Here is a 21,010-nt window from a genome sequence, read left to right on the forward strand (position 1 = left end):
ATCTCGGCCGCATAGAGCTTCACGTAACGGGGCTTCTGGCCGGGTTGACGGCAGTAGTTGACGGCAACGGCGGCGGACACCCAGGTGTCCGCCGCCGTTGCCTACGTATGTCAGGGGTGGTCGAGGGCGCGGCCGAGGGAGTCGATGGCGTCTCGCTGGAGGCGGAGTCGGACGTGGGCGTAGACGGTGGCGGTGACGCCGATGTGGGCGTGGCCGAGGAGTTCCTTGATCACGACGAGGTCCACGCCTTGCACCAAGAGCAGCGTGACAGTCGAGTGGCAAAGGTCGTGGAATCGGATACGCCGGAGTCCGGCGCGGTCGAGGAAGCTGCGGAAGCGGCGAGTGAGGTTGGCCGGGCCGAGAGGTGCGCCGGTTGGGGTGGAGAAGACGAGGCCGCTATCTCTCCAGACCAGTCCTGCGGTCTCGCGTTCCTTGTCCTGCCGTTCCTTGTGCGCCCTAAGGGAATGGAGGCATTCGGCCGGGAGGGCGATGCGCCGTTCGGGCGCTCGGGTCTTGGTGGGCAGATGTGTGAGACCCGGGGCGGGCGCGCTGGATCGAGCGGCGGATGCTGGTTGTTCCGGTGGTGGGGTCGAGGTCTTCCCCTCCCGCCGCGACAGCGCGCCCAGCCTGGCGAAGGCCGAGGCGCACAGGGGCGTGATCATCGCATCCGTACCGCCCGCCACGGCGGCATCGCACACGATCCGGGCGGCGCCTCGCGCCCGCTCCACCGGAACCGGGACGGGTTCGTGCTCGGCGAGGGGTGCGGGGTGCTCGTCCTGGAACGCACCGCCCACGCCACCGCCCGTACGGCCCGGCCCCTGGCGTTCCTGGCCGGTTTCGGGGCCACCGGCGACGCCCACCACGCCACCGCCCCCCACCCGGAAGGCGCCGGGCTGCGGGCGGCGACGGCCCTGGCGCTGGCCGGGGCGGGCCGTACGCCGGGCGAGGTCGACCACATCAACGCGCACGGCACCTCCACCGCGCTCAACGACGCCGTGGAGGCCACGGCGATCCGCGAGTTGTACGGGACGGGCGGCGACGGCACCGCCCCCGAAGCCCCCTCGGTCACCTCGGCCAAAGGGGCCCTCGGGCACACCATGGGCGCGGCCGGGGCGATCGAGGCGGCGCTCACCGTGCTGACCGTCGTCCGCGGGACCGTACCGCCCACCGCCGGGTTCACGGCCCCGGACGAGGCCACGGCGGGCATCGACCTCGTCCACGGGGCCGCCCGGCCGCAGCGCGTGCGCCTCGCGCTCAGCCACTCGCTCGGCTTCGGCGGGCACAACACGGTGCTGGCGTTCACGGCCGTCTGACACGGACCGCTCGGCGGCCACTCCTTCGCGCGCGTGTCGCTCCCGGTGCACCCCCGCCCCCTTGACCGAAAGTTACTTCCCCTATATCCGTATCATCTTGGAAGTTTCTTTCAGGCAAGGAAGGAGCTAACACGTGCCCCACCGCACCTCACGACGCACCCTCCTCACCGTCACCGCCGCCGCCACGGTGGCCGCGGCCACCGGCGCCCTCGCCTCCGCGGGCCCCGCCTCCGCTCACGCCGCTTCCGGGCACCACCCCGCGTCCGGCCGCCACGACGCCTCCACCGACCGCCGGCTGCGGCGGATCATCGCCGGGATGAGCCTGGAGGAGAAGGTCGGCCAGCTCTTCGTCATGCGGGTGTACGGGCACTCCGCCACCGACCCCGACCAGGCCGACATCGACGCCAACCTCCGCGAGATCGGGGTCCGTACCGCCGCCGAGCTGGTCTCCGCCTACCACGTCGGCGGGATCATCTACTTCACCTGGGCCCACAACACCCGCGACCCGCACCAGATCGCCGCCCTCTCCAACGGCATCCAGCGGGCCGCCCTGGCCGGGCGCCACCGCATCCCGCTCCTCATCTCCACCGACCAGGAGCACGGCATCGTCTGCCGGGTCGGGGAGCCCGCGACGCTGCTGCCGGGCGCGATGGCGCTGGGCGCGGGCGGCTCGCGCTCGGACACCCGGCGGGCGGCCTGGATCGCGGGCACCGAGCTGGCCGCGCTCGGCATCAGGCAGAACTACGCCCCCGACGCCGACGTCAACGTCAACCCGGCCAACCCCGTGATCGGCGTGCGCTCCTTCGGCTCCGACCCCGCGTCGGTGGCCGAGCTGGTCGCGGCGCAGGTGAAGGGGTACCAGGGCGCCGGGGTCGCGGCCACCGCCAAGCACTTCCCCGGCCACGGCGACACCAACACCGACAGCCACACCGGGCTGCCCGTCATCCAGCACACCCGGCAGGAGTGGGAGGAGCTGGACGCGCCGCCGTTCCGGGCCGCGGTCCGGGCCCGTATCGACTCGGTCATGACCGCCCACATCGTGGTCCCGGCGCTCGACCCGTCCGAGGACCCGGCCACCCTCTCCCGGCCGATCCTCACCGGCATCCTCCGCGAGGAGCTGGGGTACGACGGGGTGGTCGTCACGGACTCGCTCGGCATGGAGGGCGTGCGGACGAAGTACGGCGACGACCGCGTCCCGGTCCTGGCGCTGCTGGCTGGCGTGGACCAGCTGCTCAACCCTCCCGACCTGTCCGTCGCATGGAACGCGGTCCTGGAGGCGGTCAAGGGCGGCGAGATCAGCGAGGCCCGGATCGACGAATCGATCCTGCGCATCCTGCGGCTGAAGACGGGACTGGGGCTGTTCCGCGATCCGTTCGTCAGCGCCCGGGGCGTCGACCGCACGGTCGGCAGCCGGCCGCACCGCGCCGAGGCCGACCGGATCGCGGAGCGGACGACGACCCTGCTCGCCGACCCCGGCGCCCTGCTCCCGCTCTCCCGCCGCAGCCACCGGCGGCTGCTGGTGGTGGGCGCCGACCCGGCGTCCCCGTCCGGCACGACGGGCCCGCCGACCACCACCCTGACGGAGGCCTTCTCCGAACTGGGCTTCTCCGCAACGGCGTTGTCCACCGGTACGGCCCCGAACCCGGCGCGGACCGCCGAAGCCGTCGCCGCCGCACGGGACAAGGACGCGGTGATCGTGGCCACGTACAACCTCACCGCGACCAGCAGCCAACTCGCCCTGGTCGACGCCCTGGTGGCGACCGGCGTCCCGGTGGTGGCCGTCGCGATCCGCAACCCGTACGACGCCGCGCACCTCACCGGTCGCGGGCTCGGCGCGGTCCTGGCCTCCTACTCCTGGACGGACGTCGAACTCCGCGCCGCCGCCCGGGTGATCGCGGGACGCACCCGGCCCCGGGGCAGACTCCCGGTCCCGGTCCAGCGGGCGGACGACCCGGCGCGGGTGCTGTACCCGGTGGGGCACGGACTGACGTACTGACCGCGCACCACCCCGCCACGCTCAGCCACACATCGGTGCCCGCCGTCTCCGAGGAGCCGGCGGGCACCGGTCGCGTCGGCCGCGGGGGCTACGGGCGCAGGACCTCGTCGCCGCGCTCGATCTCACCGTTCAGCTGGTCCAGCCGGGTGTCGAACTTCGCCAGCGGCTTCGCCTTCGCCGGGTCCGCCTGGTCGGCCGCCGGGGCGACGCCCGCCCAGCGCTGGATGTCCGCGGTGGCCTTCGCCCGCTCGGCGTCGGGGAGTCCGGAGATCCGGGCCCCGTGGTTGGCGCCCGGCACGGTGTAGACGTAGCTGTCCTTGGCTCCGCGCCCGAGGCGGAAGGGCTCCGCGCGCCAGGGGTCGTTCTCCCCGTACACGTACAGCATCTGCCGGGCGTTGTTCCGCACCCAGCGGTCCACGTCCCGCATCGCGCCCCGGTCGAACTTCATGGGGATGGAGCGGGGCACGAAGTTGCGCGGCGGCTGGTAGCCGTAGCGGCTCAGGTTGCCGAGCCAGGGCTGCTTGATGTCCGGCGAGCCGAGCTGGGTGCCCGCCTGGTAGTAGTACGGGGTGTACGCCTCCAGCTCCTGGTCGGAGTAGAAGCCGAACCCGGAGACCGCGTCGACGGCGTCCCAGATCTCCTCGTCGGTGGCCTTCTTGGCGTCGGGCAGGATCTCGGTGCAGTCGGCGAGGGTGCTGTACTGCCAGAACCCCCAGATGTAGTCCATGACGGCGGCCTCGTAGGCGCGGTCGAAGGAGCCGAGGGTGGTGTAGGTGAGCTCGTTGGCGGCGGCGTGCTCCTTGAACTTCTTCAGGAGCGGACCCCGGCGGATCAGCCCCTCGCGCTGCACCGCCTGGAGCTTGTCGCGGCACTCCTTGGTCCCGACGTTCCGGAAGAACCGGTCGTACGCGGAGTCCTCGCGGTCGTCCACGTCGTTGGGCGCCACGTAGGCGACGACGGCGTCCATGTCCTTCGGGTAGAACCGCTCGAAGTACGTGGCGGTCATCCCGCCCTTGGAGCCGCCGGTGGCCAGCCACTTCTGCGGGTAGATCTTCTTGAGCGCCGTGAACACCCGGTGCTGGTCGGTGGCCGCCTGCCAGATGTCGAGCTTGGACCAGTCGGCGGGCGCCGGGCGGGACGGGGTGAAGAAGCGGTACTCCAGGGAGACCTGGTTGCCGTCGACGATCTGCGTCGGCTCGCTGCGGCTGGGGTTGGTGGAGACGTGGTAGCCGCCGGTGGAGAAGACCGTCGGGCGGGCGGTGTCCTTGTGCAGCACGGTGATCCGCTGCTGGAACGTTCCCTTGGACGGGCGCCGGTGGTCCACCGGCTGGGTGTAGTTGAGGACGAAGTAGCGGTAGCCGAAGTACGGCTTCTCCTCGATCAGGCTCATTCCCGGGATCGCCAGGATGCGGTCCTTGATGTCCTTGCCGCTCGTGTCACCACCGCGTACGGCGGCGGTGCCGCTGCTCTTCGCGTCCGGTTCCGCGGCGGTGGCCGCACCGGCCGAGGCTCCCGCCGCCGTGACGGTGCCGATGAGCACCGCGAGCGAGAGAACCCCTGTGAGCGCCTTGCGCATACACCCTCCCCTTGATTCACAACAGTCGCGGTGAACCTAGCGAGGTCAACGTGCCGGGCGCCAGACCCGGTTGGGTGTGTCCTGCGCGCTCACACGATTCCCGTACGGGCGAACCGGTGGCGGGTCAGCAGAGGATCCAGCCGGTGGAGGCCGACTTCCCGGCGACGGCTCCGGTGGCCCGTACGCAGCGGTTGAGGGCGTCCACCGTCACCGGACCGGCCATCGTGGTGAACGAGCCGCTGTCCTTGACCACGCGTCCGCCGCGCGGCTGGAGCGTGACGCTCATGGCCCGTTTCTTGCCCGGCGCCTTGGCCACGGCGACCGCGCACGCCTGGGTGCGGCTCTTGTAGACGCGCAGCTCACCGGTGGCGAACGCGACGGTCTTCGCGGGGCGGCCGGAGCAGCCCGGGGCGGCCTGGGCGGCGGTCGCCGGAGTGCCGAGGAGGAGCACGAGTCCGGCCAGCAGCGGCAGGACGAGCAGGCGTGCCGCCACTCCTCCGGGCCGGGACCGGGGCCAGGGCCGGGACTGCCGCCGCCGATGCCCCCGCTGCCGCTGCCCGGATCTGACCGTCCTGTCGAACACTTCCGCCCCCACCTGACATCCGTACGCACCGGTGCGTCTCTGCCTACGACGCAGCGGAGCCCTGGAGGGTTGCACGGGGCGGGTGAGGGGCCGGTCCTGGTGTCGGCCGCCAGCCGCCACCCGTCGGTCGTCACCCGACACCCGCCGGCCGTCGGTCGTCACCCGTCGCGGCACCGGACCGGACCGGCCACGGCCCGGTTCGGACCTCGGCCGGTTCAGGCCTCCCCCGGTTCAGACGTCCGCCGTCTCGCCCTCGCCTATGTCCTGCCCTATGAACGTGCGCCACAGCCGGGCGTACCGTCCGTCCCGGGCCAGCAGTTCGTCGTGCGTGCCGTCCTCCGCGACGCGCCCCTGGTCCATCACCACGACCCGGTCGGCGCGGGCGGCGGTGGTCAGGCGGTGGGCCACCACCAGGGTGGTGCGGCGGCCGGCGAGCCGGTCGGTGGCCTGGTTGACCAGGGACTCCGTGGCGAGGTCCAGGGCGGCGGTGGCCTCGTCGAGGAGCAGGATGTCGGGGTCGACCAGCTCGGCGCGGGCCAGCGCGATGAGCTGGCGCTGCCCGGCGGAGAGGTTGCGGCCGCGCTCGGCAACCTCGTGGAGGTAGCCGCCCTCCAGGGTGGCGATCATCTCGTGGGCGCCGACCGCGCGGGCGGCGGCCTCCACCCGGGCGTCGGTGGCGTCGGGGAGCCCGTAGGCGATGGCGTCGCGGACCGTGCCGGGGAAGAGGTACGCCTCCTGCGGGACGACGCCGAGGCGGTGGCGGTAGGCGGTCATGTCGAGCCGGCGCAGGTCGGTGCCGTCGGCGGTGACGCGCCCGCCGGTCGGGTCGTAGAACCGGGCGACCAGCTTGACCAGGGTGGACTTGCCCGCGCCGGTCTCCCCGACGAAGGCGACGGTCTGTCCGGCCGGGATGCGGAGGTCGATGCCGGTGAGGGCCTCCTCGTCGCCACCGTACGCGAAGGAGACGTCCTCGAAGGCGATCTCACCGCGCAGGGAGGGCACGTCGAGGGGTTCGTCCGGGTCGGCGGTGGAGGTGGGTTCGCGCAGCAGTTCCTGGATGCGGCCGAGGGAGACGGTGGCCTGCTGGTAGCCGTCGAAGACCTGGGAGAGCTGCTGGACGGGGGCGAAGAACAGCTCGATGTAGAGGAGGTAGGCGACCAGGGCGCCGGTGGTGAGGGTCCCGGCCTCGATCCGGCCCGCGCCGACGATGATGACGGCCGCGGCGGCGATCGAGGCGAGGAGCTGGACGAAGGGGAAGTAGACCGAGATCAGCCACTGGCCGCGGACCCGGGCCTGGCGGTAGCCGTCGCTGCGCTCGGCGTACCGTGCGGCGCCGTCGTGCTCCCGGCCGAAGGCCTGGACGATCCGGAGGCCGGAGACGGACTCCTGGAGGTCGGCGTTGACCCCGCTGATGCGCTCCCGGGCCAGTTCGTACGCCTTGACGCTGCTGCGGCGGAAGAAGAAGGTCCCGACGACCAGCACGGGCAGGGTGGCGAAGACGACCAGGGCGAGCTGGATGTCCAGGACCAGCAGGGCGACCATGATGCCGAAGAAGGTGACGACGGAGACGAACGCGGTGACCAGGCCGGTCTGGAGGAACGTGGAGAGCGCGTCCACGTCCGTGGTCATCCGGGTCATGATCCGGCCGGTCAGCTCGCGCTCGTAGTAGTCGAGGCCGAGCCGCTGGAGCTGGGCGAAGATCTTGAGGCGGAGCGAGTAGAGGACCCGCTCGCCGGTCCGGCCGGTCACGCGGATCGCGCCGGTCTGGGCCACCCACTGGACGAGCACGGTGGCCAGGGCGATCGCGGAGGCGGCCCAGACCGCGCCCATCGCCACCCGGTTGACGCCCTCGTCGATGCCGTACCGGATGAGGACCGGCAGCAGCAGGCCCGCCCCGGCGTCGACGGCGACCAGCCCGAGGGCCACGAGCAGGGCCCCGCCGAAGCCGCGCAGCAGCCGGCGCAGCCCGTAGGAGCCCTCGGGGCGCACGGCACGGGCCTCGTCGATCTGCGGGGTGTCCGAGGCGGGCGGCAGCGCCTCGACCTGGGCGATCAGCTCGGGGGTGGCGGGCATCCCGGCGACCGAGGCGTCCCGCTCCTCCTCCTCGCGGATCCAGAGCTGGGGCGTGACCCCGCGCTCGGCGTCGAACTCGGCGTCCAGCTCCTGCTGGAGGGCCCGGTCGCCGTCGGGGTCGGTCTCCCCGCGCGGGGGCCGGTGGCCCGGGGACGTACCGCCCAGTTCGTCGGGGTCGGTGAGGAGGCGGCGGTAGAGGGCGGAGGTGCGCTCCAGCTCCTCGTGGGTGCCGAGGGCGGCGAGCTTCCCGCCGTCCAGGACGGCGATGCGGTCGGCGAGCTGGAGGGTGGAGCGGCGGTGGGCGATGAGGAGGGTGGTGCGGCCCTCCATGACCTGTTTGAGCGCCTCGTGGATCTCGTGCTCGACGCGGGCGTCGACGGCGGAGGTGGCGTCGTCCAGGAGGAGGAGCCGGGGGTCGGTGAGGATGGCGCGGGCGAGGGCGACGCGCTGGCGCTGGCCGCCGGAGAGGGTGAGGCCGTGCTCGCCGACGGTGGTGTCGTAGCCGTCGGGCAGTTCGGTGATGAACCCGTGGGCCTGGGCGGCGCGGGCGGCCTGTTCGATCTGCTCCCGGGTCGCGCCGGGGAGGCCGTAGGCGATGTTGGCGCGGACGGTGTCGGAGAAGAGGAAGCTGTCCTCGGGGACGAGTCCGATGGCGGCGCGCAGGGAGGCCTGGGTCAGCTCGCGGACGTCGTGGCCGCCGATGAGGACGGCGCCGTGGGAGACGTCGTAGAAGCGGGGCAGCAGGAGCGAGACGGTGGACTTGCCGCTGCCGGAGGCGCCGACGACGGCGACGGTCTCGCCGGGTTCGACGGTGAGCGAGAACCCGTCGAGTACGGGCCGGTCGTCGTCGTAGCCGAACCGTACGTCGTCGAACTCGATCCCGGCCGGGGCGTCGGCCGGCAGCTCCTTCGTACCGTCCCGCATCGAGGGCTCGGTGTCGATCAGCTCCAGGACGCGTTCCACACCGGCGCGGGCCTGCTGGCCGACGGTGAGGACCATGGCGAGCATCCGGACCGGGCCGACGAGCTGGGCGAGGTAGGTGGAGAAGGCGACGAAGGTGCCGAGGGTGATCTCGCCCCGGGTGGCCAGCCAGCCGCCGAGGGCGAGCATGGCGACCTGGCCGAGCGCGGGGACGGCCTGGAGGGCGGGGGTGTAGCGGGCGTTCAGCCGGATGGTGCGCAGCCGCCCGGCGAAGAGCCGCCTGCTGACCTCGCGGAGCTTCCCGGTCTCCTGGTCCTCCTGCCCGAACCCCTTGACGACCCGGACCCCGGAGACGGCCCCGTCGACGACTCCGGCGACGGCGGCGGCCTGGCCCTGGGCGTACCAGGTGGCGGGGAAGAGGCGGGCCTTGGAGCGGCGGGCGATGAACCAGAGGGCGGGGGCGACGGCGAGGGCGACGAGGGTGAGCGGCAGGGAGAGCCACGCCATGATCACCAGGGAGATCACGAAGAGCAGGACGTTCCCGATGGTCATCGGGAGCATGAACAGCAGCCCCTGGATCAGCTGGAGGTCGCTGGTGGCCCGGCCGACGACCTGCCCGGTGGACAGCTCGTCCTGACGCTTGCCGTCGAGCCGGGTGATGGTCGCGTACATGTCCGTACGCAGGTCGTGCTGGACGTCGAGGGCGAGCCGGCCGCCGTAGTAGCGGCGGATGTAGGTGGCGACGTAGACGAGGACGGCGGCGCCGACCAGGAGGCCGGTCCACAGGAGGAGCGAGCGGGAGCGGTCGGTGACGACGTCGTCGATGATCACCTTGGTGATCAGCGGGACGAGGGCCATGACCGCCATCCCGGCGAGCGAGGAGCCGAGGGCGAGCACGACGTTGCGCCGGTACCGCCACGCGTACCCGGTCAGCCGCCGGCCCCACCCCTGTCCCTCTGCGCCCGCCACGCGTCGCCTCCCGTTCCGCTGATCCAGCTGCTCTGCCTGATCTTCCGGAAGGCACCAACGCGGCGAGGAGCGGATTTCATCCCTCCGCAACAAAAGGGGCCCGTGACAACCGTCCGGGCAGGGCCACTCGTCCGGGTGGCTGCGCGATGAAGGCCAGGGTCATACACTGGAGCATCTATACGTTTCGACGTATGAATGCGCCCTATGTGATCGAGATCGAACCCGAGGTTCGGTTGTGGCTGATGAACCTGCCGTACAACGACTTCCTGGTGGTCGAGCACGTTGCCGAGCTGCTGCGGGAGCGCCCCACCACGCTCGGGGAGCCTTACTCCCGGCACCTCGGCGACGGCGTGCGCGAGCTGCGGTTCAGCCTGGGAAGGCAGGGGCTCGCGACCCGGATTCCGTACTGGCTCGCTCCGGACCGCCGCATCGTTCTGCTTACGGTCTTCCGCAAGACCCGTCAGCGGGAGACCGCCGAGGTCGCCCGTGCCAAGCGCGCCAAGGTGCTCTGCGAGACCGAGCACCGACCGGCTCACGATGTGTACACGCGCACAGCCGACGAGGAGAAGAAGGAGAAGCGGTAATGGTCAGCCACGCACGCTGGAAGTTCGCCCGCGACGAGAAGGTCGCCCAGGGGATCGCCGAGAGCCCCGAGGTGGAGCGGCGCCGCGAGGAGATCTCTCTCGCGTTCGACCTCGGACAGGCCGTGTACAACCGTCGGGTCGCGCTCGGGCTCTCCCAGACTGAGCTGGCCCGCCGGGCCGGAATGACTCAACCTCAGGTGTCGAAGCTGGAACTCGGCGGTACGGTCCCCACCGTGCCGCTGCTGGCGCGGCTGGCCCGCGCCATGGACGCCGTGTTCCGGATGGAGCTGTTCGGGAGCAGCGCCCGCGTGAGGTTCACCGATCTCGACGGTGACGCACCGGAGGCGGCGGGACGGGGCCCGGAGGAGCCGGAGGCAGTCGAGGACCGGGCTCCGCGGGTGGCACAGGGGTAGCCGGCAGGCGGTGCGTGCCGGCTTCCCCCGCGCCCCGCGGACGCGTCGGCGCACGGCAGACGCGGCGGCGTCCTACAGATGCGTCGGCTCGAACATCCGCAGCAGCGCCGGAAGCACGACGACGGACGGTCCGGGGGTCGCCAGGGCCTTGGTGAGGTCGGCGGCGAGGGACTCCGGGGTCGTACGGACGGCCGGTACGCCGAAGGACTCGGCGAGGGCGACGAAGTCCGGGCGGGTCAGCTCGGTCCCGGTCGTCTCGCCGTAGGCGTCCGTCATGTACTCGCGCAGGATGCCGTACCCCCCGTCGTCCACGATCAGCCAGGTCAGCGGCGCGTCGTACTGACGGGCGGTGGCCAGCTCCGCGAGGGAGTACATCGCCCCGCCGTCCCCGGAGACCGCGAGCACCGGGGTCGTCGGGTCGGCGGCGGCGGCCCCGATGGCGGCCGGGAAGGCGTAGCCGAGGCCGCCAGCGCCCTGGGCGGAGTGCATGGTGTTGGGGCGCCGGGCGTCGAAGGCGGACCAGGCCCAGTAGGACAGGATCGTCATGTCCCAGAAGCTGGGTGACCCGTCCGGCAGCGCCTGGCGGACGGCGGCGAGGACCTGCTGCTCCAGGGTGAGTTCCTGGGCGTCGATCCGGGCCCGTACCTTCTCCAGCACCGTACGGACACGCTCCGCCGCCCCCGGGTCCTCGCGCCGCCCGACCGTCTCCAGCAGGTCGGACAGGGCCTCGCGGGCGTCGGAGTGGATGCCGAGCGCGGGGTGGTTGGACTCCAGCTTCCCGGCGTCCGCCTCGATCTGGATGACGCGGCCGCGCGGGCGGAAGGTGTGGTAGTTCGAGGAGAGTTCCCCGAGCCCCGAGCCGACGACGAGCAGGACGTCCGCGTCCTCCAGGAAGTCGGTGGTGTGCCGGTCCTCCAGCCAGGAGCGCAGCGAGAGCGGGTGCTCCCAGGGGAAGGCGCCCTTGCCGCCGAAGGTGGTGACGACGGGGGCGTCGATCCGCTCCGCCAGCGCGCGCAGCTTGCCGGAGGCGTCGGAGCGCACGACTCCGCCGCCCGCGATGATCACCGGCCGCTCGGCGTCGGAGAGCAGGTGCGCGGCGGCGATCGTCAGCTCCGGGCGCGGGTACAGCTCGCGCGGGGTGGCGTCCATGGCGCTGACGACCGGCAGCGTGGTCTCCGCCAGCAGCACGTCCTGCGGGATCTCCACCCAGACCGGCCCGTGCGGGGCGGTCAGCGCGGACTCCCAGGCGGCGGCGATCGCGGACGGGATCTGCGAGGCGGCCCGCACGGTGTGCACGGACTTCACGATGTCGCGGACGGAGGCCTGCTGGTCGCGCAGCTCGTGGAGATAGCCGTGGCGTCCGCCGCCGAGCCCCGCCGTGGGGACCTGGCTGGCGATCGCGAGGACGGGCGCGGAGGCGGCGGCCGCCTCCTGGAGCGCGGCGAGCGAGGTGAGCGCACCGGGCCCGGTGGAGAGGAGGAGCGGGGCGACCTCGCCGGTGATCCGGCCGTACGCGTCGGCGGCGAACCCGGCGTTGTTCTCGACGCGGAGTCCGACGTACCGCAGCGACGAGCGGCGCAGCGCGTCGAACATGGCGAGCGCGTGCTGACCGGGCAGGCCGAAGACGGTGGTGGCGCCGAGCCCCTGGAGCGACTCGACGACGAGGTCGCCGCCGGTGCGGCCGGGCGGCGGGGTCAGTACGGCGGCGGCCTGGGCGGCGGTGAGCTGCGGCCGGTCGTCGTGGTCGTGGCTCACCGGGCGTCCTCGGCGCTCTTCGGGCTCCTGGAGGCCGCGATCTGGCGGGACATGATCGTCGTCAGCTCGTACGCGGTGTGGGAGGCTGCCACGGAGGTGATCTCGGCGTGGTCGTACGCGGGCGCCACCTCGACCAGGTCGGCGGAGACCAGATGGCAGGAGGAGAGGCCGCGCAGGATCTCCAGCAGCTCGCGGGAGGTGAGGCCGCCGGCCTCGGGGGTGCCGGTGCCGGGGGCGTGCGCCGGGTCCAGGACGTCGATGTCGATGGAGATGTAGAGCGGCCGGTCCCCGATGCGCTGGCGCAGCTGGTCGGCGATCTCGTCGACCCCGCGCCGCATGACGTCGGCGGAGGTGACGATGCCGAAGCCCATCTTCTCGTCGTCGGTGAGGTCCTGCTTGCCGTAGAGCGGGCCGCGGGTGCCGACGTGGGAGAGGGCGGAGGTGTCGAGGATGCCCTCCTCGACGGCCCGGCGGAACGGGGTGCCGTGGGTGTACTCGGCGCCGAAGTAGGTGTCCCAGGTGTCCAGGTGGGCGTCGAAGTGGAGCAGGGCGACGGGCCCGTGCTTCTTGGCGACGGAGCGCAGGAGCGGCAGGGCGATGGTGTGGTCGCCGCCGAGGGTCATGAGGCGGGCGCCGGTGTCCAGCAGGTCGTCGGCGGCGGCCTCGACGGTCTCCACGGCCTCGTTGATGTTGAAGGGGTTGGCCGCGATGTCCCCGGCGTCCGCGACCTGCGCGAGGGCGAACGGGGAGGCGTCCTGGGCCGGGTTGTACGGGCGCAGCAGCCGGGAGGCCTCACGGATGGCGTTGCCGCCGAAGCGGGCGCCGGGCCGGTAGGAGACCCCGCTGTCGAAGGGCACGCCGACGACGGCGACGTCGGTGCGGCCGACCTCGTCGAGCCGGGGCAGCCGGGCGAACGTCGCGGGCCCGGCGTACCGCGGGACGCGGGAGGAGTCGACGGGGCCGCGCGGCGATGCGGTGCTGCTGCTCATGGAGGGTGCGCCTTCCTTCGGGTTCGTACGGTGTCCAGTGTGCGGGGTGCGGGCGGACACGGGTGCGAGGAAAACGGTAGGTGGCCCGGGGGCGGGGCAGAAGTGTACGTTTCCTCCACCAGCACCGTCCCGAATGGACGAATCATCCATGCCATCGCCCTCCGTGGCCGCCCCGGGCCCGCCCACACCCCCCGTCCCGCTCGCCGCCCTGCTCGCCCGCGAGGAGCTGGGCCTGCGCCGGATCGCGGGCCCGGCCGACGCCGATCTGCTCTGGGTGCACACCTCGGAGATGGCCGACCCCTATCCGTACCTCCTCGGCGGTGAGCTGCTGCTGAGCGCCGGGGTGCTGCTCACGGACCCGGACCGCTATGTGGCGCGGCTGGTGGAGGCGGGGGCGGCGGCGCTGGGGTTCGGGGTGCGGCCGGTGCACGAGAGCGTCCCGGAGGCGCTGGTCGAGGCGTGCGACCGGCACGGCCTGCCGCTGCTGGAGGTGCCGCCGGAGACCCCGTTCACGACGATCGCCCGGGCGGTGTGGCGGCTGATGGCCGAGGCCCGCCACCGGGAGCTGCGCCGGGTGACCCGCGCCCAGCAGGCCCTGGCGACGGCGGCGGCCCGCCCCGGCCCCGTACCGGCGGTCCTCCACCAGCTCGCCGCCCACCTGGACGGCCGGGCGGTCCTGCTGACGGCGAGCGGCGAGGAGCTCCACGCGGCGGGCCGCGGCCCGTCCCCGGAGACGGCGGCGGCGCTGGTACGGCTGGCCGGTCTGGTCACCCGCGACCGCCCCGGCGCCCCCGCCTCGGCCACGGACACGGACGCGGCGGGCGGCACCCACCTGTCGGCGTACGCGCTGGGCGGCGGCGAGGGCCTGGCACTGGCTCTGGCGACCGGCCGGCGGGAGCCGGGCGACCACACGGTGGCGGGGATCGCGGTGGTGCTGCTCTCCCTGCTGACGGCCCCGCACCAGGGGGCCGACGCGGCGGACCGCTCGGCCGCGCTCGTCCGGCTGCTGCTCGGCGCCCCGCCCGCCGAGGTGGCCCCGCTGCTGGACGGTACGGGCGCGGGGCCCAAGAAGGGGGACACCTCCCGGCCCGTGGTCCACGCCCGCCGGGAGGAGGGCACCCACTGGACCGTGGTGCACGCCCGCCGCACGGACGGCACGAGGGCGGACCCGCTCACGGCCGGGGCGCTGGGGGCGTCGCTGGGATCGGTGTTGGTGGACGCGGGTCAGGAGGGTGGAGCGGTACGGGTGTTGCTCCCGGGGGCCGTCCGGGAGCCCGGGGGCGCGGTACGGGAGTCCCAGGGTGCGGTAGGGGAGCACGGGAAGGCTGTACGTGAGCCCCAGGGTGCGGTACGGGAGCCCGGGGACGCGGTACGGGAGCCCCAGGGCGCGGTACGGAAGTCCGGGAACGCCGTACGTGGGTCCCAGGGCGCGGCACGGGAGCCCGGGAACTCTGTACGTGAGACCCCCTCCCTTGCCCCGCACCCCGGCTGGACCCTGGGCGCGTCCTCCCCCACCCTCCTCTCCGACCTGGCAGCAGCCGACCTCCGGGCCGCCCGCGCCCTGGCCCACGCGGAGGCGACCCGCACCCCTCTGGCGGTGGACGCCCCCGTCACCGGCCTGGCCGCCCTGATCCCGCCCGATCAGGCCGCCGCCCACGCCCGCGCCCTGCTCGCCCCGCTCACCCCGCCCCTCGCCGAAACCCTGCGCTGCTGGCTCTCCCTGCACGGCAGTTGGGACCGCACGGCGGTGGCCCTCGCCGTCCATCGCAACACCGTGCGCCAACGCATCCGGCGGTGTGGGGAGTTGCTGGGCATGGACCTGGACGACATGGACGTACGGGCGGAGTTGTGGTTCGCGCTGCGGCGGGAGTAGGGGGACCAGGCGGACGGCACGGCCTGCACCCCTACGGCTACGGCGGGGCGCCGGGTCGGCACAGCCTGTACCGGACCGCACCGACCGTCCTCGGTCCGCTCGCCGCCCTGCTCCCACTGCGCGGAATACGCCAAGGCCCGCGGCGCGATGCGGTCGTACGCGGAGGAGCAGCGGCAGCGCCACGAGCGGGACCGGATGGCCGGCCAGAACCCCACGGGCCTCTCCCCCGGGCAGCACCGCTCCGTCCTCCGCCTCACCGAACCGGCCGGCCACGAACCCCCGCCGGGACCGTCAGGGCAGCAGCCGGACAAGCCCCTGCCCTGACGGGTGCTCCTCCCCGGAGTCGTCGGGGATCCCCAGCCTGAGCCCCCGGCTCCGGGCGACCCGGTGCACGTCCCGCAGCGAGTGGACCAGAGCCTCGCCGACATGGCGGAGCTGGGGCTCGGTGGCCTGCGCGTCGGCCAGCATGTCGTCGGCGTGGTCCAGCAGTTCGAGGGCCATCCCGAGCTGGAGGGCCTCTACCTTGTCGGCGGACCGCGAGACCTTGCCCGTGCCGTTGCCGACGACGTAGCAGGGCCGGCCTCCCAGGCCGGTCCAGGGAAGCAGACGGGCTTCGTTCGGCGCCTTTTCGCTCATGAGAAGTCAACTCCGTGACATGTGAGGGTGAATTCTTCGCTGCGTAGCGATCCACTCACAGAGTGAGACGAGCGCGGATAGGCTCGCCAGAGGGTTCGGAGTGATATCGCCCTTGTCGCACGGGAGTTGGCTGTGAGTAACACCTATGGCAAATGGTTGAAGGCACAGCGTGAAGCGGCGGGCCTGACCCAGCAGGAGTTGGCGACGTTGGCTCTCATGACTCGGTCGCACATCTCTCACATCGAGGCCGGGCGCCGCGTGCCGAGCGAGGAGGACGCGCGGCGACTGGATTTGGCGCTGGGCACGGGCAATGTACTCACGAGTTTCCGGCCCGGCGCGGACGGCGACGCGATCGCGGACTACTTCGCACCGGTGCGGCACTTCGAACAGCAGGCCACCGCGATCCGTGAATTCGCACCCTCCCTGGTTCCGGGCATTCTCCAGACCGAGGCGTACGCACGGGCTGTTCTCGGCCGGTCGTTCCCCTCTCTCAGTCAAGCCGAACGTGACAGGGCAGTTGTCGCACGGCTGGAGCGTGCACGGATCCTGAAGAATCAGGCGTCCCCCGTGGTCTGGGCGGTGCTTGACGAAGCGGTGCTACGACGTCCGATCGGCGGAGCCGAAGTCATGGCCGAGCAGATCGATCACATCGTGGCTCTGACCGAGTCCGAACGCATCCGCGCGCATGTGATCCCGCTGGGACTCGGATATCACCCGCTACTCGACGGCATGCTGACGCCGATGTGGTTCGACGACCAGCCGCCGGTCGCCTACAGCGAAGGGCTGCGGGTAGGCAGGCTGCACGATTCGCCGTCCGTGGTCGAGGCGTTCGAGGCCGACTACACTCTGGCCCTGAGCGACGCACTGCCTCTGCAGGAGTCTCTGGCAGCGCTGAAAGCGACATCGAAGGGCTACAGAGGACATGGCTAGGAAGACCACCCACGCGACGTCGCCCCGCAGTGGCTGGCGCAAGTCCTCCTACAGCGGCAGCGAGTCGGGCAGTTGCCTTGAGGTCCAGGACCACCACCCCACCTCCGTCCCCGTCCGCGACTCCAAGATCCCCGACGGCCCCACGCTCCTCATCCCCGCCCCCGGCTGGTCCGCCTTCGTCACCGCCGTACGGAACGGGGCCCTGGCCCCCTGACCGGCCTGCGCCCCGTACACGCGCACACGGGCGGGGGCGGGACGCGCTGATGCGCGTCCCGCCCCCGCCCGTTCGGCGTCAGGCCGTCGGATCAGACCCGACGGTGGCGGCCGTAGTACTCACCGGTCGTGCGGTGGAAGTCCGCGTCGCCGATGTGCTTGTCCTTGTCGAACTCCGGGGCGTCCTTGATCTGGTCCTTCGTGAGGTCGATGTAGACCTTCTTCTCGCCCGCGTCGATCCGGCTGACCGTGCCCGCCGGGAGCAGGACGTGCTTGCCGAAGATCCATACGCCGGTGTCGACCACCAGGTACGAGGACGTGACGTCGTCGGAGTGCTTGTCGACCTTGCCGATGCTGCCGTCGGTGGCCTCGACCTTGTAGCCGATGAGGTCGGTGCCGACGGTGTGGCCGGCGGTCGGCTGGTAGCCCCACAGGTTCTCGCTCATGGAAAGCTCCTTCGTTCGCTTCGTTCACATGGGAAGCATGAGAAATATCGGACAGATGAGGTTGTGTCCGGCGGCCCGCACGCCTCCGAAAAGGCGGCATCCACCGTGCCCATTTCCGGGTATCCGAAAGATCGGGCGCCGCATGCCGGGCAGGCTGACCTGCGATCCCGGCGGGCTGCCCTCTTCCTGAGCAACCGCTGACAGCCTCGTGCCCCTGGTCATCGGGCGCATGTCCGCGAAGTCATGTGTTTTTCAAACCATTTCGCGGGAATTCGACACGCCCGCCCGCCCCGGGGGCGCGAACCTTGGTGTAGACCATTTGAGGCCGGAAAAATTGATGGGTTTCGGAACGCCGTAAGCGTGAACGCTAAGAAAGATGTGCCCTGAGCTGCGCCGTCGCGGTGGTGGCCGCCGCAGTGCCGGACGACGCGGTGCGCTCAGGGCCTGCAAGCCGACCGAGCTCGACCAAGGGTGTCCCAGCATGGGCGTAGAGCACTCCGGCCCTGACAAGAGGCTTCACGATGTCGCGAGGGCCATGCGCGGGGTGATCGAGTTGCTGGAGGTCTACTGGACGCGCATCCCCGACGGGTCGTCCCCCGTCACCGTGTCCGCCCCGCAGCTTCGGGTGCTCTACGTGCTGGAGGACCGCGAGGGCATCAATCTGCGGCAGCTCGGTACGGAGCTCGCCGCGGCGCCCTCGTCGGTGAGCCGGCTGTGCGACCGGCTCGAAGCGCTCGGCTTCGTCCAGCGTTCCTCCAGCGCGGCCAGTCGGCGCGAGGTGGAGCTGCGCCTCACTCCGCAGGGACGGGCGCACCTGGACCGGCTGCGGGCCCGGCGGGAGGAACGGCTCGCCCTCGTCCTGGCGCGGATAGCCCCGGACGCCCGGAGCCGGCTCGCCGATGCCGTGGAGGTCATCCGGTCCGCGCTCGTGATGGCCCGGGCCGGCGGTCCCGCACCCGGCACCGGGCAGCAGGGCCGCCTCGGTCCACGCGGGCGGGGCGGGCCGGAGCGGCGGGTCCGGGAAGCCGACGACCCGCCCGACGGCAGCCGGGGACAGCCGGCCCGGCCCGCCCCGGACCCCGGCGGGAAGGAGACGCACTCCTACGCCCCCGGCGACCCGGAACCGCACCGCGCGGGCCGCACGGGCGCCGATCCGACCCCCTCGGGCCGACGTGACGGAGAAGCGGCCGACCACAGCCGGCACGACACCGGCCCTTCCCCGGGCAGCACGTATCCGAACACCGCATGACAGGCCCGGACCGGCCCCCGGCCCGCAGCCCGCCCTCGTCCGAGACCCACCCCTGCGCAACTCCCCCGCGCACTTACCCCTGCGCACGTCCCCTGCCCACCCCCACACGCGCGCACCCCCACTCCCCCACCGCTCCCGGCCCGCGCTCCCGCCCGCCCGCGTCCGCGAAGCCGTGCGTCCGGGCGGCGAAGCTCCTCGGCCACCCCTCCGGCCCCGCCCTCTCGATCCGCTCCCCGGCCACCCCTCCGGGAAGCCGGTACAGTGCCGCTCGCGCGTGCTCGGCATCACCCTGGACAGCTCCGTGACCGACCGGTAACTTCGATGGGGAATGAGCAAGCGCTTAGCCATCTCCGGTGGGCGTGCGCGAGCGACCGACACACCAGCCGATCAGGGAGGCACCCCGTGCGCCGTACGGTATTCAACGAGGACCACGAGGCGTTCCGGGAGACCATCCGCGCCTTCATCGCCGCCGAGGTCGTGCCGGTCTACGACGAGTGGTTCGCCGCCGGCCAGGCGCCGCGCGACTTCTACCTCCAGCTGGGCGAGCTGGGCGTCTTCGGCATCGAGGTCGACGAGGAGTACGGCGGCGCGGGCATCGACTCGCACAAGTACGAGGCCGTGATCTACGAGGAGACCGCCCGCGCGGGCGTCACCTTCGGCGGCTCCGGCGTGCACACGCTGCTCGGTCTCCCGTACATCAAGATGCTCGCCACCGACGAGCAGAAGAAGCGCTGGCTGCCGAAGTTCGCGACCGGTGAGGAGATGTGGGCCCTCGCGATGACCGAGCCGGGCACCGGCTCCGACGTCGCGGGCATGAAGACCACCGCCAAGCTCTCCGAGGACGGCACGCACTACGTCCTCAACGGCGCGAAGACCTTCATCACCGGTGGTGTCCACGCCGACCGCGTCATCGTCTGCGCCCGTACCGCCGCCCCGCGCGAGGACGACCGCCGCTTCGGCATCTCCCTCTTCGCCGTCGACACGAAGTCCGAGGGGTACTCGGTCGGCCGCAAGCTCGACAAGCTGGGTCTGCGCACCTCCGACACCGCCGAGCTGGCCTTCGTCGACGTCAAGGTCCCGGTCGAGGACCTGATGGGCGAGGAGAACAAGGGCTTCGGCTACCTCGGCACCAACCTGGCCTCCGAGCGCTGGGGCATCGCCTTCGGCGCGTACGCCCAGGCCGCCGCGGCCGTCCGGTTCGCCAAGGAGTACGTGCAGGACCGCACGGTCTTCGGCAAGACCGTCGCCTCCTTCCAGAACACCAAGTTCGAGCTGGCCGCCTGCCAGGCCGAGGTGGACGCGGCCCAGGCCGTCGCGGACCGCGCGCTGGAGGCGCTGGACGCCGGTGAGCTGACGGCGGCCGAGGCCGCCTCCGCCAAGCTGTTCTGCACCGAGGTCGCCCACCGCGTGATCGACCGCTGCCTCCAGCTGCACGGCGGCTACGGCTTCATGAACGAGTACCCGATCGCCCGCCTGTACGCGGACAACCGGGTCAACCGCATCTACGGCGGCACCAGCGAGGTCATGAAGTCGATCATCGCCAAGTCGATGGGGCTGTGAACGCTCCGGAAATCGGTTCGGTAAGGACGGCGTTCTCTCCATGAGCGCAGCACTCGATTCCCTGCTCGATCTGCTCGACCTGGAGCGGATCGAGCGGGACATCTTCCGGGGCACGAGCCGCAGCGCGGTCGTGCCCCGGGTGTTCGGCGGGCAGGTCGCGGCCCAGGCGCTGGTGGCCGCGGGCCGGACGGTCCCGCCGGACCGGGGCGCCCACTCGCTGCACGCGTACTTCCTGCGGGCGGGCGATCCGGGCGCGCCCATCGTCTACACCGTGGACCGCATCCGCGACGGGAAGTCCTTCACCACCCGCCGGGTCGTCGCCGTCCAGCACGGGCAGCCCATCTTCCACCTCTCCGCCTCCTTCCAGACCTACGAGGAGGGGCTGGAGCACCAGGCGGACATGCCCGCGTCGCCCGATCCGGAGACCCTGCCCACCGCCGCCGAGATGCTCCCCCGGTACGCGCACCTCTTCGCGGACCCGGGGATGGCGGAGCGGCTGAGCGAGGCGCGGGCCGCCGTCGATCTGCGGTATGCGGACGAGCCGCCGTTCGGGACCGTGGGCGAGGCGCGCGAGCCGCGTTCGCAGGTCTGGTTCCGGACCAACGGCAAGCTGGCGGACGACCCGCTGCTGCACGTCTGCATGGCCACGTACGTCTCGGACATGACCCTGCTGGACTCGGTGCTCCTGGCCCACGGGCGGGGCGGCTGGGCGGTCGGGGACGTGGTCGGGGCGAGTCTGGACCACGCGATGTGGTTCCACCGGCCGTTCCGGGCGGACGAGTGGCTGCTGTACGACCAGGAGTCGCCGTCGGCCTCCGGCGGGCGCGGGCTGGGCCAGGCCCGGATCTACACCGCCGACGGGCGCCTCGCGATCACGGTCATCCAGGAGGGTGTCGTCCGCGTGCCCCGGGGATGAGCGCCATCTGACGCC

16 protein-coding genes and 2 pseudogenes are annotated in these 21,010 nt (G+C 72.4%); 10 read left to right on the forward strand and 8 right to left on the reverse strand.

Features of this window, described 5'->3' with window-relative positions; translation table 11 throughout:
- Positions 1-110: 110 nt before the first annotated feature.
- Positions 111-648, reverse strand: a pseudogene (locus tag ACQ9ZG_RS10510) (site-specific integrase); the annotation flags it as partial.
- 50 nt (positions 649-698) lie between these two features.
- On the opposite strand from ACQ9ZG_RS10510, the pseudogene ACQ9ZG_RS10515 reads away from it, so the two are divergent.
- Both ACQ9ZG_RS10515 and ACQ9ZG_RS10520 read left to right on the forward strand, forming a co-directional pair.
- A pseudogene (locus ACQ9ZG_RS10515) lies at positions 699-1,313 on the forward strand (beta-ketoacyl synthase N-terminal-like domain-containing protein); the annotation flags it as partial.
- A 133-nt stretch (positions 1,314-1,446) separates the two neighbouring features.
- Positions 1,447-3,309, forward strand: coding sequence for a glycoside hydrolase family 3 protein (locus ACQ9ZG_RS10520; protein ID WP_028418491.1), 1,863 nt, complete (start codon positions 1,447-1,449; stop codon positions 3,307-3,309).
- Between the two features lie 88 nt (positions 3,310-3,397).
- On the opposite strand, the gene ACQ9ZG_RS10525 is transcribed toward ACQ9ZG_RS10520, so the two are convergent.
- From ACQ9ZG_RS10525 to ACQ9ZG_RS10535, 3 genes are all read right to left on the reverse strand, one after another.
- On the reverse strand, positions 3,398-4,885 hold the full coding sequence (locus ACQ9ZG_RS10525) for a S28 family serine protease (RefSeq protein ID WP_109914419.1): 1,488 nt from the start codon (positions 4,883-4,885) through the stop codon (positions 3,398-3,400).
- Positions 4,886-5,009: 124 nt separating this feature from the next.
- Positions 5,010-5,378, reverse strand: a complete 369-nt coding sequence (locus tag ACQ9ZG_RS10530; RefSeq protein ID WP_018488888.1) for a hypothetical protein — start codon at positions 5,376-5,378, stop codon at positions 5,010-5,012.
- A 321-nt stretch (positions 5,379-5,699) separates the two neighbouring features.
- Positions 5,700-9,431, reverse strand: coding sequence for an ABC transporter ATP-binding protein (locus ACQ9ZG_RS10535; RefSeq protein ID WP_109914420.1), 3,732 nt, complete (start codon positions 9,429-9,431; stop codon positions 5,700-5,702).
- A 191-nt stretch (positions 9,432-9,622) separates the two neighbouring features.
- Between ACQ9ZG_RS10535 and ACQ9ZG_RS10540 the strand changes: the two genes are divergently transcribed.
- Together ACQ9ZG_RS10540 and ACQ9ZG_RS10545 are read left to right on the forward strand one after the other, a co-directional pair.
- Complete coding sequence (locus tag ACQ9ZG_RS10540; protein ID WP_109914421.1) at positions 9,623-10,015, forward strand: type II toxin-antitoxin system RelE/ParE family toxin; 393 nt, start codon at positions 9,623-9,625, stop codon at positions 10,013-10,015.
- Entirely contained in the window at positions 10,015-10,428 is a 414-nt protein-coding gene (locus ACQ9ZG_RS10545; RefSeq protein ID WP_258311966.1) for a helix-turn-helix domain-containing protein, read from the forward strand. Before ACQ9ZG_RS10540 ends, ACQ9ZG_RS10545 begins: the two co-directional genes overlap by 1 nt.
- A 72-nt stretch (positions 10,429-10,500) precedes the next feature.
- Here ACQ9ZG_RS10545 and ACQ9ZG_RS10550 read toward each other — a convergent pair whose 3' ends face one another.
- Complete coding sequence (locus ACQ9ZG_RS10550) at positions 10,501-12,183, reverse strand: thiamine pyrophosphate-binding protein (protein WP_109914422.1); 1,683 nt, start codon at positions 12,181-12,183, stop codon at positions 10,501-10,503.
- Complete coding sequence (speB, locus tag ACQ9ZG_RS10555) at positions 12,180-13,172, reverse strand: agmatinase (protein WP_109914423.1); 993 nt, start codon at positions 13,170-13,172, stop codon at positions 12,180-12,182. Before speB ends, ACQ9ZG_RS10550 begins: the two co-directional genes overlap by 4 nt.
- Positions 13,173-13,305: 133 nt before the next feature.
- Between speB and ACQ9ZG_RS10560 the strand changes: the two genes are divergently transcribed.
- On the forward strand, positions 13,306-15,045 hold the full coding sequence (locus tag ACQ9ZG_RS10560) for a PucR family transcriptional regulator (RefSeq protein ID WP_499280356.1): 1,740 nt from the start codon (positions 13,306-13,308) through the stop codon (positions 15,043-15,045).
- 291 nt (positions 15,046-15,336) lie between these two features.
- Here ACQ9ZG_RS10560 and ACQ9ZG_RS10565 read toward each other — a convergent pair whose 3' ends face one another.
- The gene (locus ACQ9ZG_RS10565; protein ID WP_099218972.1) at positions 15,337-15,681 is read right to left on the reverse strand and encodes a hypothetical protein; all 345 of its coding nucleotides are present in this window, start codon (positions 15,679-15,681) and stop codon (positions 15,337-15,339) included.
- A 132-nt stretch (positions 15,682-15,813) separates the two neighbouring features.
- Between ACQ9ZG_RS10565 and ACQ9ZG_RS10570 the strand changes: the two genes are divergently transcribed.
- The gene (locus ACQ9ZG_RS10570; protein WP_109916759.1) at positions 15,814-16,611 is read left to right on the forward strand and encodes a helix-turn-helix domain-containing protein; all 798 of its coding nucleotides are present in this window, start codon (positions 15,814-15,816) and stop codon (positions 16,609-16,611) included.
- Complete coding sequence (locus ACQ9ZG_RS10575) at positions 16,604-16,825, forward strand: DUF397 domain-containing protein (RefSeq protein ID WP_109916760.1); 222 nt, start codon at positions 16,604-16,606, stop codon at positions 16,823-16,825. The genes ACQ9ZG_RS10570 and ACQ9ZG_RS10575 overlap by 8 nt, the downstream gene beginning before the upstream one ends.
- Positions 16,826-16,916: 91 nt before the next feature.
- On the opposite strand, the gene ACQ9ZG_RS10580 is transcribed toward ACQ9ZG_RS10575, so the two are convergent.
- Positions 16,917-17,270: a PRC-barrel domain-containing protein gene (locus ACQ9ZG_RS10580; RefSeq protein ID WP_018488877.1), complete on the reverse strand. Its 354-nt coding sequence runs from the start codon at positions 17,268-17,270 to the stop codon at positions 16,917-16,919.
- Positions 17,271-17,751: 481 nt separating this feature from the next.
- Here ACQ9ZG_RS10580 and ACQ9ZG_RS10585 point away from each other — a divergent pair, with 481 nt between their 5' ends.
- The 3 genes from ACQ9ZG_RS10585 (at position 17,752) to ACQ9ZG_RS10595 (ending at position 20,995) form a co-directional block, all read left to right on the forward strand.
- Positions 17,752-18,519 (forward strand): MarR family winged helix-turn-helix transcriptional regulator, encoded by a 768-nt coding sequence (locus ACQ9ZG_RS10585; RefSeq protein ID WP_499280357.1) that lies wholly within the window; start codon positions 17,752-17,754, stop codon positions 18,517-18,519.
- A gap of 402 nt (positions 18,520-18,921) precedes the next feature.
- Positions 18,922-20,079 (forward strand): acyl-CoA dehydrogenase family protein, encoded by a 1,158-nt coding sequence (locus tag ACQ9ZG_RS10590; protein WP_018488875.1) that lies wholly within the window; start codon positions 18,922-18,924, stop codon positions 20,077-20,079.
- A gap of 40 nt (positions 20,080-20,119) precedes the next feature.
- On the forward strand, positions 20,120-20,995 hold the full coding sequence (locus ACQ9ZG_RS10595; RefSeq protein WP_109916864.1) for an acyl-CoA thioesterase: 876 nt from the start codon (positions 20,120-20,122) through the stop codon (positions 20,993-20,995).
- Positions 20,996-21,010 lie beyond the last annotated feature (15 nt).

The organism is Streptomyces araujoniae, from assembly GCF_050871195.1.
GTDB lineage: Bacteria > Actinomycetota > Actinomycetes > Streptomycetales > Streptomycetaceae > Streptomyces > Streptomyces bacillaris.

What these genes read in the sequence shown, in the direction of transcription:
- ACQ9ZG_RS10525 (WP_109914419.1), bottom strand. Translation starts at nt 4,885, where the DNA reads ATGCGCAAGGCGCTCACAGGGGTTCTCTCGCTCGCGGTGCTCATCGGC.
- ACQ9ZG_RS10540 (WP_109914421.1), top strand. Translation starts at nt 9,623, where the DNA reads ATGAATGCGCCCTATGTGATCGAGATCGAACCCGAGGTTCGGTTGTGG.
- ACQ9ZG_RS10545 (WP_258311966.1), top strand. Translation starts at nt 10,015, where the DNA reads ATGGTCAGCCACGCACGCTGGAAGTTCGCCCGCGACGAGAAGGTCGCC.
- speB (WP_109914423.1), bottom strand. Translation starts at nt 13,172, where the DNA reads ATGAGCAGCAGCACCGCATCGCCGCGCGGCCCCGTCGACTCCTCCCGC.
- ACQ9ZG_RS10560 (WP_499280356.1), top strand. Translation starts at nt 13,306, where the DNA reads ATGGACGAATCATCCATGCCATCGCCCTCCGTGGCCGCCCCGGGCCCG.
- ACQ9ZG_RS10565 (WP_099218972.1), bottom strand. Translation starts at nt 15,681, where the DNA reads ATGAGCGAAAAGGCGCCGAACGAAGCCCGTCTGCTTCCCTGGACCGGC.
- ACQ9ZG_RS10575 (WP_109916760.1), top strand. Translation starts at nt 16,604, where the DNA reads ATGGCTAGGAAGACCACCCACGCGACGTCGCCCCGCAGTGGCTGGCGC.
- ACQ9ZG_RS10580 (WP_018488877.1), bottom strand. Translation starts at nt 17,270, where the DNA reads ATGAGCGAGAACCTGTGGGGCTACCAGCCGACCGCCGGCCACACCGTC.
- ACQ9ZG_RS10585 (WP_499280357.1), top strand. Translation starts at nt 17,752, where the DNA reads ATGGGCGTAGAGCACTCCGGCCCTGACAAGAGGCTTCACGATGTCGCG.
- ACQ9ZG_RS10595 (WP_109916864.1), top strand. Translation starts at nt 20,120, where the DNA reads ATGAGCGCAGCACTCGATTCCCTGCTCGATCTGCTCGACCTGGAGCGG.